The 13614-nt window shown below is 70.9% G+C and carries 11 protein-coding genes; 4 read left to right on the top strand and 7 right to left on the bottom strand.

The window, feature by feature from the left end; all coding sequences use genetic code 11:
- Window positions 1-157: 157 nt before the first annotated feature.
- The 3 genes from ACIRRY_RS29140 to ACIRRY_RS29130 all read left to right on the top strand — a co-directional run bounded on the left by ACIRRY_RS29140 (window position 158) and on the right by ACIRRY_RS29130 (window position 4893).
- Complete coding sequence (locus ACIRRY_RS29140) at window positions 158-667, top strand: hypothetical protein (RefSeq protein WP_403978028.1); 510 nt, start codon at window positions 158-160, stop codon at window positions 665-667.
- A gap of 107 nt (window positions 668-774) precedes the next feature.
- Window positions 775-3375, top strand: a complete 2601-nt coding sequence (locus ACIRRY_RS29135) for an ATP-binding protein (RefSeq protein ID WP_403978026.1) — start codon at window positions 775-777, stop codon at window positions 3373-3375.
- A gap of 102 nt (window positions 3376-3477) precedes the next feature.
- Entirely contained in the window at window positions 3478-4893 is a 1416-nt protein-coding gene (locus tag ACIRRY_RS29130; protein WP_403978023.1) for an FAD-binding oxidoreductase, read from the top strand.
- A gap of 25 nt (window positions 4894-4918) precedes the next feature.
- On the opposite strand, the gene ACIRRY_RS29125 is transcribed toward ACIRRY_RS29130, so the two are convergent.
- Window positions 4919-5734, bottom strand: a complete 816-nt coding sequence (locus tag ACIRRY_RS29125) for an NPP1 family protein (protein ID WP_403978021.1) — start codon at window positions 5732-5734, stop codon at window positions 4919-4921.
- A gap of 248 nt (window positions 5735-5982) precedes the next feature.
- On the opposite strand from ACIRRY_RS29125, the gene ACIRRY_RS29120 reads away from it, so the two are divergent.
- Complete coding sequence (locus ACIRRY_RS29120) at window positions 5983-6948, top strand: LysR family transcriptional regulator (protein WP_403978018.1); 966 nt, start codon at window positions 5983-5985, stop codon at window positions 6946-6948.
- On the opposite strand, the gene ACIRRY_RS29115 is transcribed toward ACIRRY_RS29120, so the two are convergent.
- From ACIRRY_RS29115 to ACIRRY_RS29090, 6 genes are read right to left on the bottom strand one after another with little or no spacing between them, the layout of a single operon-like run.
- A complete protein-coding gene (locus ACIRRY_RS29115; protein ID WP_403978015.1) occupies window positions 6899-8239 on the bottom strand; it encodes a VWA domain-containing protein in 1341 nt (446 codons plus the stop codon). The two genes, ACIRRY_RS29120 and ACIRRY_RS29115, sit on opposite strands and share 50 nt — an antisense overlap.
- The gene (locus ACIRRY_RS29110; RefSeq protein WP_403978012.1) at window positions 8236-8901 is read right to left on the bottom strand and encodes an SRPBCC family protein; all 666 of its coding nucleotides are present in this window, start codon (window positions 8899-8901) and stop codon (window positions 8236-8238) included. Before ACIRRY_RS29110 ends, ACIRRY_RS29115 begins: the two co-directional genes overlap by 4 nt.
- Window positions 8898-9791: an AAA family ATPase gene (locus ACIRRY_RS29105; RefSeq protein WP_403978009.1), complete on the bottom strand. Its 894-nt coding sequence runs from the start codon at window positions 9789-9791 to the stop codon at window positions 8898-8900. The genes ACIRRY_RS29110 and ACIRRY_RS29105 overlap by 4 nt, the downstream gene beginning before the upstream one ends.
- The gene (locus ACIRRY_RS29100; protein ID WP_403978007.1) at window positions 9788-10720 is read right to left on the bottom strand and encodes an XdhC family protein; all 933 of its coding nucleotides are present in this window, start codon (window positions 10718-10720) and stop codon (window positions 9788-9790) included. Before ACIRRY_RS29100 ends, ACIRRY_RS29105 begins: the two co-directional genes overlap by 4 nt.
- On the bottom strand, window positions 10681-13077 hold the full coding sequence (locus ACIRRY_RS29095; protein ID WP_403978004.1) for an aerobic carbon-monoxide dehydrogenase large subunit: 2397 nt from the start codon (window positions 13075-13077) through the stop codon (window positions 10681-10683). The genes ACIRRY_RS29100 and ACIRRY_RS29095 overlap by 40 nt, the downstream gene beginning before the upstream one ends.
- Window positions 13074-13613, bottom strand: a complete 540-nt coding sequence (locus ACIRRY_RS29090) for a (2Fe-2S)-binding protein (protein ID WP_403978001.1) — start codon at window positions 13611-13613, stop codon at window positions 13074-13076. The genes ACIRRY_RS29095 and ACIRRY_RS29090 overlap by 4 nt, the downstream gene beginning before the upstream one ends.
- Window position 13614 lies beyond the last annotated feature (1 nt).

Raw genomic sequence — 13614 nt, 5'->3', positions numbered from 1 at the left:
CAAGAGGTGCGACCAGAGAAGTCCCGCACGCCATGGCTGAGTTGAGAAGTTGTAGGCGAAGGAAAAGAAATCACCAGGACCATTGAGTGGTCGGTTCTCACAGGTCACACTGTGCAAGCTTTGTGATGATCGTCAGGGTGCGCATGTCGGAGGAGCCATGAACACAACGGGGACCACGGAGGTCGCGGTGCGGCACATCCTCAGTGACAAGGTCACGGGCGGATTCCTGACACCGAAGACGCGCACGATCACCTGGACCGACGCGCACTACGTGGTCAAGCGGCCCCCGTCGGGCAAGCACACGGTGGAGCTGACCTGCACCGAGTGCTCGGCGTCCCTGCTGGCCGAGGTTCGCGACCAGTCCACCACGCGCACGCTCGCGACCATCCTGCGCGTCGTCGGGGCGCTGTGTCTGATCGCCTTCGTCACCGCGTTCGCCTACGCCGTCCACGAGGGCGGCAAGACCCTCCCCGAGGGGCAGTCGCTGCCGCTCCTCTTCTCCGTCAGCGTCGTCGCCGTCTTCGTCACCTTCGTGGCCACGCCCGTGTTCTACATCCGCGGCCGCAACTACAACGGCGTCAGCATGCTCGACGCCCCCAAGCCGCGCCGCAGACACCAGATCAAGCCGGTGCGGGTGGCGAAACAGGTCCCGCGAACCGGCCGTTAGCCCGGGCGAGTTCGGCAGTCCGGTCCAGCGGGAGCTGCGGGTGGCCGTCGGTGGTCCGGCCCGCGACACCCGGACGGGATCTCCCGGCGGATGGCAGAATCGACGGCGTGGATCGGGGGATCCTGGAGCGCGAGCCCCAATTGGCGCTACTGGCAACGGCCGCACGTGAGGCGGCGGACGGGGCCGGATCCGTGGCGCTCGTCTTCGGCGAGGCCGGCATCGGCAAGTCGAGCCTGGTGAGGGCCATGCCGGACCGGCTGCCCCCTCGCTCACGCATCCTCCTCGGGCAGTGCGACGATCTCGCCACCCGCCGCCCCCTCGGCCCGTTCCGTGACCTCGTCGGCAGCGTCGGCGCCGAACTCGCCCACGCCGTCGTGGAGGGCGGCGACCGTCAGCGCGTCTACGAAGCACTGCGGGAGGAACTGGCCGGGATACCGCGTCCGACGGTACTCGTCGTGGAGGACGTCCACTGGGCCGACGAGGCCTCACTGGACGCCCTACGCTTCCTGGTGCGGCGGATGGCACAGCTCCCCGCCGTACTCGTCCTCACCTACCGGGACGACGAACTCAGCCGTGAGCATCCGCTGCGCCACCTGCTGGGCCAGGCGTCCCGCGCCGACCGCGTGCACCGGCTGCCGCTGGCCCGCCTCTCCAAGTCCGCGGTACGCACGCTCAGTTCGGCCAGCCGGCTCGACCCGGCACAGGTCTACGAGGTGACCTCGGGCAATCCCTTCTTCGTCACCGAGGTCCTGGCCGCCGGCGGCACCGGGGGCGTGCCGCCGACCGTCGTCGACGCGGTGCTCGCCCGGCTGCGCGGACTCGACGGCCGGAGCGTGGACGCGCTGGAGCAGCTCGCCGTCCTGCCCTCGGCCGTCGAACGGCCCCTGGTCGACGCGCTGTTGCCGGACGGCGTCGCCGGGCTGGCCGCGGCCGAACAGCGCGGACTGCTCGCCGTGAGCCCCGAACGGGTCGCGTTCCGGCACGAGTTGATCCGCCGAGCCATCGCCGACTTCCTGCCCGCGGCCCGCCGTATCGACCTCAACCGGGACGCCCTCACCGCGCTCGTGGCCCGGCCGGGCTCCGACCCGGCCCGTATCGTCCACCACGCCGCGCAGGCAGGCGACCACGACGCCATCGCCCGCTACGGCCACCGCGCGGCCCGGGACGCCACCGAGGCGGGCGCCCATCGCGAGGCCGCCGCCCATCTCCGGCTCGTGCTGCGGCAACGCCACCGCTACACCCCCGCCGAACTCGCCGACCTGCTCGAACGCTACGCCGTGGAGTGCTACACCATCGCCGACTCCGTCGAGGCCGTCGCCGCCCAACGGGACGCCGTGGCCCTGCGCCGCTCGCTGGGCGACACCCTCGCGCTCGGCGCCGACCTGCGCTGGCTGTCCCGCATCCACTGGTGGGCGGGCCACGCCGAGGAGGCCCAGGACGCGGCACGGGAAGCCATCGCCGTCCTCGAACACGCCGGTGACGACCGGCTGTTGGCGCTCGCGCTCAGCAACACCGCCCAACTGCGCATGCTGTCCGACCGGTACGCCGAGGCCGTCGCGCACGGCGAGCGCGCCATCGCCCTGGCCCGCCGCGCGGACGACGCCGCGATCCTCGCCCACGCCCTCAACAACGTGGGCGCCGCCCGCTGGCGCAGCGGAGACCCGGACGGGCGACGGCAGTTGGAGGAGAGCCTCGCCGTGGCGCTCGCCGCGGGCGAGGTCGAACACGCCTGCCGGTCCTACGCCAACATCATCTGGTCCCTCCTCGACAACCTCCGGTACGCCGAGGCCGACCGCTATCTGCCCCCGGCCATGGAACTCGCCGACCGCGCCGAGCACTTGGGGTTCCTCAACTACCTGCACGTCGAGCAGGCCATGCGCCGGCTCGCCGCCGCCGACTGGGACGGCGCCGAGCGGCACGCCGAGTACGGGATGCACGACTTCGTACCGGCACGCTGTCCCGCGCTGACCGTCCTGGCACGGGTACGGGTCCGGCGCGGCAGGCCGGGCGCCGACGAACTCCTCGTCCAGGCCTGGGAGATCGCCGTACGGGCCGGGGAGTTGCAGCGCACCGGACCGGTGGCGGCCGTACGGGCGGAGGCGGCCTGGCTGCGCGGCGACCACGCGGCGGCGGTCGCCGCGGCCGGGCCGGTGCACGCGCAGGCGGGGCGGCTGGACTACGGGCCGTACCGGGCCGAACTCGGCTACTGGCTCGGCAAGTCCGGGCACCCCGCGGCCGTCGACGACAGCGATCATCCGTACGCGCTCCAGGCCGCCGGCGACTGGAAGCGGGCCGCGGACCTGTGGGAGAGGGCGGGTTGCCCCTACGAACACGCCGCCGCGCTCGCGGAGAGCCCCGACCCGGCCGACAAACTCGCCGCGCTCGCCCGGCTCGACGCGCTCGGCGCCGACCCGCTCGCCCACCTGGTCCGCGCCGAGCTGCGCGACCTCGGCGTCCGCCGCGTCCCGCGCGGCCCGCACGCGGCGACCCGGCACAACCCGGCCGGTCTCACGGAACGCCAACTCCAGGTCGTAAGGCTGCTCGTGGACGGTCTGACCAACCCGGAGATCGCCGACCGGCTCGTGGTGTCCGTGCGGACCGTCGACAACCACGTACGGGCCGTACTGGAGAAGCTGGACGCACCCACCAGGCGGCAGGCCGCGGCCCGCGCCACGGAGCTCGGGCTGCTCCCGGACGGCGAAACGTAGGTACCCGACGGCCCCGAGCTGGGTGACCCGCACGGATGACCGTGCCGTTCCGGGCGAAATACAACAAGCAGGTCATCCAGCGCACCACGAAACGGGGACCGCATGTCCAGCACACCCGCACAGACCGCTCGCCGTGAACTGATCGGCTTCACCGGGGAGTTGATCGGCCCGGACGACACCGCCTACCCGGAGGCCCGCGCCGTCTACAACGCGATGATCGACAAACGGCCGGCGCTTATCGCGCGCTGCGCCGACGTGGACGCCGTGGCCCGCGTGATCGCCTTCGCCCGCGCCCACGACCTGCCCCTCGCGGTGCGCGGCGGGGGCCACCACGGGGCCGGACTCGGCACCGTCGACGGGGGAGTGGTCGCCGATCTCTCCCCGCTGAAGGACATCCAGGTGGACCCCGAGGCCCGTACGGTCCGGGTCGGCGGCGGCTGTGTCTGGGGCGAGGTGGACCGCGCCACCAACGCGCACGGCCTCGCCACCCCCAGCGGCATCATCTCCACCACCGGAGTCGGCGGCATCGCCACCGGCGGCGGGCTCGGCCACCTCACCCGCAAGTGCGGGCTGACCATCGACAACCTGCTGGAGGCGGACCTCGTCCTCGCCGACGGCAGCCGGGTGCGGGCGAGCGCCGACGAGAACAGCGACCTGTTCTGGGCGGTCCGGGGCGGCGGCGGCAACTTCGGAGTCGTCACCTCGTTCCTGTTTCGCCTGCACGAGATCAGCACGGTCGTCGCGGGACCCACCTTCTGGCCGGTCGAGATCAGCGCCGAAGTCCTGACCGCCTACCGGGAGTTCCTGCCGAACGCACCCCGCGAACTGAACGCCTTCTTCCTCCACGGCAGCGTCCCGCCCGCCCCGCCGTTCCCCGAGGAGATCCGGCTGCGCAAGACGGCCGGCGTGGTGTGGTGCTGGACCGGCGCCGACACCGAGGCCGCCGCACGCGAGATGGCGCCCCTGCTCGACGCGCTGCCCGCACCGCTGCTGCACGCGGCCGGACCGATGCAACACCCGGACATGCAGCGCATGTTCGACGGGCTCTACCCGCCCGGCGACCAGTGGTACTGGCGCGCCGACTTCGTCAACGACATCCCCGACGAGGCCGTGGAACTCCACGCCAAGTTCGGCGCCGAGGTCCCCACCCCGCAGTCCACGATGCACCTCTACCCGATCGACGGCGCCGCCCACGACGTCGGCGACGACGAGACCCCGTGGGCGTATCGCGACGCACGCTGGGCGTCCGTCTTCGCCGGCGTCGACGGGGACCCCGCCAACGCCGGACTCATCAAGAGGTGGGCCGTCGACTACCAGGAGGCCCTGCACCCGTACTCGGCGGGCGGCGCCTACGTGAACATGATGATGGACGAGGGACAGGAACGTGTCCGGGCCAGCTACCGGGGCAACTACGACCGGCTGGCCCGCATCAAGGCGGACCGTGACCCGGACAACGTTTTCCACCTCAACCAGAACATCCACCCGACCCCGAAACCGCGCTACGAGACCCGCCCGTGACGAAGGTTCAGAGGCCGGGCCGGCATCACGCGTTCGGGTCGAACGAGATGCCGGACGGCTCCGCGATGGACAGGGCGTAGTTGAAGTCGCTGTCCCGGATCTTCAGTGTCGCCGAGCCGAAGTCCGCGGCCAGGAGCTTGTCCTTGAGACCGGCCGGGTAGCCGTTCCAGCCCACCAGACGCGGGTAGAACCAGTTGCCGGTGGCGTTCTCGGCGGGCTCGTCGTTGGTGTTGGCGAAGCGGAAGTCGTGCGAGCCGATGCCGTCCTTGTGGTAGACGATCTTGGGGTGTGTGCCGTCGAAGCGCACCCCCGAGGCCGCCGACACCTGGTACGCGGAGTGCTGCGACACCGACACGTACTGGGCCGTGTTGTCCTTGACCCACACCACGACGTGCTCCCAGTCGTGGGTGTGACCGATCGCCGCCGGACCCAGCGTGACCTGGTCCTTCTCGAAGTAGCTGGCGTACATGATCGCGCACCAGTCGTTGTTGCACTTGGTGCGGGAGTACGTGTTGGCGTTGTTCAGCTGGGCCATGTCGTGGCAGTGCCCGTTGACGTCGCCGCCGAGCTTGAGCCCGGGGTTGATGGTGCCGTCCAGACCGATGGCGGCCGTGGCGTAGCAGCCGTCGCCGTCGTAGTCGTAGGCCGGGGAGAAGGTCTGGTCGAAACCGTCGGCGTTCTGCGGGAGCAGGGTGAGCACGTTGGCCTGGGCGGCCGTCGCCTGCCCGATCACGAGGCCGAGCGCGCCGAGGACGGTGACGACGGCCGAGCGGCGCAGGCGCCGGCGGCGGGACTTCGGGGCTCTCGCCGGGCTGTCGGTGGGGGGTGTCAGATCAGGCACGCTGGCTCCAGTTCCTGGCGGTGGGGGCGCTACTGGCTGCGCCAGGTCCAGACCTTTGCAGGCCGGTGTGTGCACGTCAACACCCTCGCGGTGTACGAACTTTGGCGCACCGCTGAACTCTCCTGTCTGTGCTTTTCCTGTGTTCCGGTACCTCTCGGCGCGACCATGGCCCTCGGCGAACAGGTGCGCTAATTTGAGGTCCACGGCACAGGTGAATGGGCACCCGTGGTGAGTGCGGGAGGTTCTGGTTGACCCCGGCACAGTTACGGGCCTTCGCCGCCACTGTCCGCCTCGGTTCCGTGAAGGCCGCCGCGGCCGATCTCGCGGTGACCGAGTCGGCCGTGTCGATCCACATCGCGCATCTGCGCAGGGAACTCGGCGACAAGCTGTTCGCCCGTACGGCCAACGGGCTCGCGTTCACGCCCGGCGGGCTGCGGCTGGCCAGCCGGGCCGCCGAGCTGCTGGGACTCCAGGACCGGACGATCCTCGAAGTCCGACAGGCCGGTTCCGGACGGAGGTTGCTGCGTGTCGCCGCGTCGAGTCTGTTCGCCGAGCATGCGGCGCCCGGGCTGATCGAACTGTTCGCGGGGCGCGCGGACGACCTCGACGTCGAACTGAGCGTGCACAGCCCGCAGAACTTCGCCTCCCTGCTGCTCAACCGCTCCGTCGACGTGGCGATCGGCCCGCGCCCCGCCACCCTCGACGACGCGATGACCTGCACGCACTTCCTCAACTACCAGGTCATCGCTGTCGTGGGGCCCGATCATCCGCTCGCGACCGGGGCCGGGGTGAGTGCGGGTGCGGCCGAACTGCGGGGGCAGACCTGGTTGTTGGGGCCTTCCGCGGTCGGGCGGACGGGGATGGTGCCGTCTGTGCTGCGGCGGCTGGGTATCCCGGAACACAACCAGCGGATCTTTCAGAGTCATGCCGCGTCTGTCGATGAGGCCAAGCGGGGCAAGGGAGTTGCTCTGGCGGTCGCCTTCGCCGTGACGAAAGACCTCGCCGAGGGTGACCTCCGTCAGCTTGCCGGTCCTCAGCTTCCTGCGCGTGGCTCCTGGAATCTGCTCACCCTTCCCGATCGTGAAGCGGCGGTTGCTGCGGCGGAGTTGCGGCGGTTTGTTACTACGCCTCGGGCTACGCAGGCGATGCTGCGTGGGGCGGGGGTTACTGCGGGGCGGTTTCGGCCTGCGATTCATGTGACGTTGTGGAGTTGAGGGCTCCGATGGGGCTGTAGTCGTTTTTGTGCGGGCCGGTGGGGGCTGGTCGCGCAGTTCCCCGCGCCCCTGGGAGGCGCGCTCCGCGCGGCCCCCCGAGTCTTGCCATCTCACCCGGCACCCGTAGCAGCGCGCCGAAGGTGTCCGCCGGTAGGAGCAGGTCGATGTACGGCAGGGCCGCCGCCATCGTCGTCGTGCGGGGTGCGAAACCGGGGGCTGCGGCGCGGGGGTTGAGCCAGATCACCGTGTGGGCGCGGCGGTGGAGTCTGGCCATGGCTGTGGACAGGTGATGGGGTGGGTCGCCGTCCCAGCCGTCCGAGGCGATCAGTACGAGCGCGCCGCGCAGGGTGCCGCCGTGGTGCGAGGCGAGGAGGGTGCCCAGGGAGTGGGCGATGCGGGTGCCGCCGAAGCGGTCGGTGACCCGGGCGGTCGCCTCGTCGAGAGCCTCCTGTGCCGAGTGGTGCGCGAGTATCGGTGTCAGCCGGGTCAGTGATGTTGCGAACGCGAAGACCTCGGCACGGGTCGTCAGTGCTAGCGCCCGCATCAGGTACAGATACGCCACCGCCTGTGCCTGCATCGAGCGGCTCACGTCGCACAGCACCACGACGCGGCGCGGCCGGTCCACCGGGCCCGCCCGGACCAGCCGTACGGGCTCCCAGCCGGTGCGCCGGGCCTGCGCCACCGTCTCCCGGATCGCCACCCGATGACCGCCCGTCCGCACGGTGAGGCGCCGGGTGCGGCGCACGGGCCATTCGCGCAGTCGCGTCTCCAACCAGCGGCCGAGCAACTCGGCCTGATCCGGGTCCAGTTCAGCGAACGGTGTGTCCACCGCTGCCGCCAGATCGCTCGGCAGGCGCTCGGGCACGGTGAGGGGGCGGTCCGCATGGTGGTCGGCGGTGGCCACGACGGGCGGGAGGGTCACCCATGGCACCCCAGAACCGCCGACGGGGTCACCGCCGTGAGCGTCGGTGCCCCCGGAGTCCTGGCCGTCGGCCCCCGCGCCGTGCCCGTTGCGGCGTGCGTTCGGGTCGAGGGCGAGGACGGACTGCCCGAACACCGCGTCGAAGACCTCGTCGAAGCGGGCCAGTTGGGGATGGTCGCGTACGAGAGTGACGCGGGCCGTCCAGTACAGCGACGTCCGTGTCCTGGGAGGGACCGCTGCCAGCGCGAGCACGAAGTCCCGGGCGGCGGTCGGGCCCACCGGCACGCCGTGTTCCCTGAGCCGGGTGGCCAGCGCGGTGGCGAAGGCGGACCGGTCGACTGCGGGCAGCAGCGGGCCAGTTGGTGTCATCGGAGCAGTAGGTAGACCACCACGGCGACGACGACGGCCCCGACGACGACGGGGATCAGCCGCTTGTACACCGAGGCGCCGGCCACCCGCATCAGGTCCAGCGGCTCGGCCGGCGCCGGCGGGGCCACGGAGGTCGGGACCGTCTCCGGTACCGGTTTCACCTCCGCTTCCGGTACCGCCTCGACCTCCGTTTCCGGTTCTTCCTCCGGTTGCTCCCGCGTCGCCAGCAACTGCGTCTCCACGTTCGCCACGAACTGCGCGAACAGCTTCTCCGAGATCTCCTTGATCATGCCGCTGCCGAACTGGGCCAGTCTGCCGCTGATGTTGAGGTCCGTGCTGACCGTCACGACCGTGCCCGTGCCCTCGCCGCGCAGCCGGGCGTCGACCGTCGCGGACGCGTTGCCGCCCCCGCGCATGTCCTTGCCGGCCGCGCTGATCACGGCGTGATGGGCGGCCTCGTCCCGTTCCACGAAGCGTGCCGTTCCCGCGAACTGGCTGACCATGGGCCCGACTTTGACCCTGACCTTGCCCCGGTGGATGTCACCGTCGACACCGGTGAGTTCGGCGCCGGGCATGCACGGGGCGAGGGCCTCCAGATCGGTGAGCGCCTGCCACGCCCGCTCGACCGGCACACCGACGCTGAACTCGTTGTCGATCTTCATGGTCTCCTCGCTTCTTCGGGATAGCCGAGCGCGTCGAGGGCCCCGACGACGGCGATGCGGTCGTCGGGGCTCTTGGCGACCGTGCTGAGCGTGCGGACGATGTCGTCCCGGGCCAGCCGCGCGACCCGCAGGGCCGCGAGGGCGGAGACCCAGTCGATGGCCTCCGCCATGCCGGGCGCCTTGTCGAGGTCCAACTCCCGCACCCGGCCGATGAATTCGGTCGTGGACGCGATCAGCGGCGCGTTCGCGGCCGGTACCGTACGGCGCAGGATCTCCGCCGTGCGTTCGGGCGTGGGGAAGTCGATCCAGTGGTAGAGACAGCGCCTGCGCAGCGCGTCGTGGAGTTCCCGGCTGCGGTTGGAGGTGAGCACCACGACGGGCGGCCGTACGGCGGTGAAGGTGCCCAACTCCGGGACCGTGATGGACCGTTCGCCCAGAAACTCGAAGAGCAGCGCCTCGAACTCGTCGTCGGCCCGGTCGATCTCGTCGATCAACAGCACGGGTGGCAGCGGGCCTTGATGGCGTACGGCCCGCAACAGGGGCCGGTCGAGCAGGAACTCCTCGCTGAACAGGTCGGCGTCGGACAACTCCCGCCCGTGCGCCTCGGTGAGCCGGACGGCGAGCAGTTGACGCTGGTAGTTCCACTCGTACAGCGCCTCGCCCGCCGTCAGCCCCTCGTAACACTGGAGCCGGATCAGCGGGGTGCCCAGGGCCTTCGCGAGGGCCTTCGCGGCACTGGTCTTGCCCACGCCCGGCTCGCCCTCCAGGAGGAGCGGCCGGTCGAGCAGGGTGGCGAGGAGAAGAGCGGTCGCCGTGCCGTCGTCGACGAGGTGGCCGACCTCGCCGAGCCGCCGCCGTACGTCGTCGGCGTCCGTGAAGAGTCCGCTCACCCGGTGGCTCGCCCGCTCGCGGACCAGCGGTCCCGGCAGCCTGTCCCACAGAACCAGAACTCGCCCTCCCCGGTGGCCAGATGGGGTGTTTCCGGGCGCACGGTGACGGTCATCCCGCACACCGGGTCGACGACCTGGGAAGGCCGCTCGGGCACGGGGGCCTTCGCCGCATGGACGACCCGCACCACGTCCGCGAGGATCGACAACGCGATCTCGGGTGGCGTACGGGCGCCGATGTCGAGCCCGGCCGGAGCCTGGACGCGGGCTCGTTCCGCCTCCGTCAGGCCGAGTTCGTCGAGCAGGGCGGCGGCACGGCGGTGGCTGGCGACCAGCGCGATGTGGCCGACCCCCGCGTCGAGAGCGGCCCGCAGGGACTCCGCGTCGCCCCGGCCCTGCCCGGCCACGATCACGGCGGTGGTGTGCTCGCTGGGCGGTCCTTCGGGCAGCGAGCGGGCCGTGGCGTACCCGAGCTGGGCGGCGAAGGCTACGCATGCCTCCGCCACGGGGGTGGTGCCGACGATCTCGATCAGCGGCGGCGGCAGCACCGGCTCCAGGAAGATCTCCAACGCGCCGCCGGACAGGCAGGGGTTGATGACCACCCGTGCCCCGGGTGTCTCGGGGAACTCGGCGTCCCCCTGCGGCAGTACGCGCAGCAGCAGGGGTCCGCCGTCGTGCAGGGCGCCGAGCGCGGCCGTACGGACCGAGCCCTCGGCGCACTGGCCGCCGACGAAACCGTCGATGGTGCCGTCGCCGTGGACGATGGCCTCGTCGCCCGGGTGCGCCGAGGCGGGCGCCTGGGCGCGGACCACGCGCGCGTGGACGAACGGCACGCGCCGCTCGGTGAGTTCGAGCGCGCGGGCACTCAACTTGCCGGTCATCACGACCACCTTCAGATCGGCGGAGTCGGTCGGCCCTGCATCGCCTCCCACACCCGGGAGGGTGTGAGCGGCATGTCCGCGTGCCGGATGCCGTACGGCTTCAGGGCGTCGACCACCGCGTTGACGATCGCGGGCGGCGAGCCGACCGTCGCGGACTCGCCGACCCCCTTGGCGCCGATGGGGTGGTGCGGGGAGGGCGTGACGGTGAACCCCGTTTCCCAGTCCGGGACTTCGAGCGAGGTGGGGATCAGGTAGTCCATCAGCGAGCCGCTGAGGCAGTTGCCGTCCTCGTCGAAGGAGATCATCTCCATGAGCGCCATACCGACGCCGTCGGTGAGCCCGCCGTGTACCTGCCCCTCGATGATCATCGGGTTGATGCGGGTGCCGCAGTCGTCGACCGCGACGAAGCGGCGGACGGTCACCTTCGCCGTGCCCGGGTCGATGTCGACGACGCAGATGTAGGCGCCGTGCGGGTAGGTGAGGTTCTCCGGGTTGTAGCAGATCTGCGCCTCCAACCCGCCCTCCACGCCCTCGGGGAGGTCGCCCGCGCCGTGCGCCCGCATCGCGATGGCCTGGATGGTGACCGAGGCCTCCGGGTCGCCCGCGACATGGAAGGAGCCCTTCTCCCACTCCAGGTCGGCGACCGACACCTCCAGCATCCCGGAGGCGATCAGCCGGGCCTTGTCCCGCACCTTGCGGGCGACCAGCGCGGCGGCGGCGCCCGAGACGGGAGTGGACCGGCTGCCGTAGGTGCCCAGGCCGAACGGGGTCTGGTCGGTGTCGCCGTGCACCACGTCGATGTCCTGTGGTGGGATGCCGAGTTCCTCGGCGACGATCTGCGCGAACGTCGTCTCGTGCCCCTGCCCCTGCGACTGCACCGAGAGCCGTACGACCGCCTTCCCGGTCGGATGCACCCGGAGTTCGCAGCCGTCGGCCATGCCGAGGCCGAGGATGTCCATGTCCTTGCGGGGGCCCGCGCCGACCGCCTCGGTGAAGAACGAGACGCCGATGCCCATGAGTTCACCGCGGGCCCGCTTCTCGGCCTGCTCGACGCGCAGCGCGTCGTAGCCGGCGAGTTCCATGGCCAGTTCCATGGTGGGCGCGTAGTTGCCGGAGTCGTAGACCCAGCCCGTCTTGGTGCGGAAGGGGAACTGTTCGGGGCGGATGAAGTTCTTCATCCTCAACTCGACCGGGTCCATGGCGAGTTCGTAGGCGAGACAGTCGACGATCCGCTCGATCAGGTAGACGGCCTCGGTGATGCGGAACGAGCAGGCGTACGCGACCCCGCCGGGGGCCTTGTTGGTGTAGACGGCGGTCATCTTGCAGTGGGCGGCCTCGATGTCGTAGCTGCCGGTGAAGACGCCGAAGAAGCCGGCCGGGTACTTCACGGGTGCGGCCGTGCCGTTGAACGCGCCGTGGTCGGCGAGGACTTGGGTGCGGACGGCGAGGATGCGGCCGTCGCGGGTGGCCGCGATCTCGCCGCGCATCACGTAGTCGCGGGCGAAGCCGGTGCTGATGAGGTTCTCGGCGCGGTCCTCCATCCACTTCACCGGCTTGCCGGTGAGGAGTGAACCGACGATCGCGCACACGTAACCCGGGTAGATCGGCACCTTGTTGCCGAAGCCGCCGCCGATGTCGGGGGAGATCACCCGGATCTTGTGCTCCGGCAGCCCGGCGACGATCGCGTAGAGGGTGCGGTGGGCGTGCGGGGCCTGGGTGGTGGACCAGAGGGTGAGGCGTCCGTCGACCTGGTCGAAGTCCGCGACCGCGCCGCACGTCTCCATCGGCGCCGGGTGCACACGCGGGTAGACGATGTCCTCGGTGACCACCACGTCCGCGCGGGCGAACACGGCCTCGGTCTCGGCCTCGTCGCCGGTCTCCCAGTCGAAGCAGTGGTTGTCGGCCTTGCCCTCCAGGTCGTCGCGGATGACGGGTGCGTCGGGGGAGAGGGCGGTGCGGACGTCGATCACCGGGTCCAGCGGCTCGTACTCGACGTCGATCAACTCCAGTGCGTCCCGCGCCGCGTAGCGGTCCTCCGCCACGACGAAGGCGACCTCCTGGCCCTGGAAGCGGACCTTGTCGGTGGCCAGGACCGCCTGCACGTCGTTCGAGAGGGTCGGCATCCACGCCAGGCCCTTCTCGGCGAGCATCGCCCCGGTCACGACCAGGCGGACCTTCGGGTGGGCCTCGGCGAGCGTGGTGTCGACGGAGAGGACGCGGGCGTGTGCGAACGGCGAGCGCAGGATGGCCAGATGGAGCATGCCGGGGAGGTCCAGGTCGTCGACGTAGCGGCCCTTGCCGCGGACGAAGCGCGGGTCCTCCTTGCGGAGCATCCGGCCGTGGCCGCAGGGCTTCTTGTCGTTGTCGACGAAGGCGGTGCGATGGCCGTTCTCGGAGACGGCGGTCATGACGCGCTCCCCGAAGCCGAAGCTGTAGTTGTAGTTGTAGCCGAAGTGGCCTGTGTTTCCAAGGAAGTTCGAGTGCCTGCCTCCTCGGCCGCCGCCCACCGGACCGAGCGGACGATGGTCGCGTAACCGGTGCAGCGGCAGATCTGCCCGGAGATCGCCTCCCGGATCTCCGTGTCGGAGGGGTCGGGGTTGCGGTCCAGGAGAGCACGTGCCGTCATCATCATGCCGGGGGTGCAGAAGCCGCACTGGAGGCCGTGGCATTCGACGAACCCGCGCTGTACCGGGTCGAGTTCACCGTTCTGTTCGAGCCCCTCCACGGTGCGCACCTCGTGTCCGCCCGCCATCGCGGCGAGCACGGTGCAGGACTTGACCGGTTCGCCGTCCAACCACACCACGCACGTACCGCAGTTGCTGGTGTCGCACCCCCAGTGGGTGCCGGTGAGCCGGAGGTGGTCGCGCAGGAAGTGGACCAGCAGCAGCCGCCCCTCTATCTCCCGGGTGACCTCTTCGCCGTTCACGGTCATGCTCACCTGCACG

The organism is Streptomyces sp. NPDC101776 (assembly GCF_044766845.1).
Lineage (GTDB): Bacteria > Actinomycetota > Actinomycetes > Streptomycetales > Streptomycetaceae > Streptomyces.
This window is presented reverse-complemented; position numbering and strand designations above follow the sequence as displayed.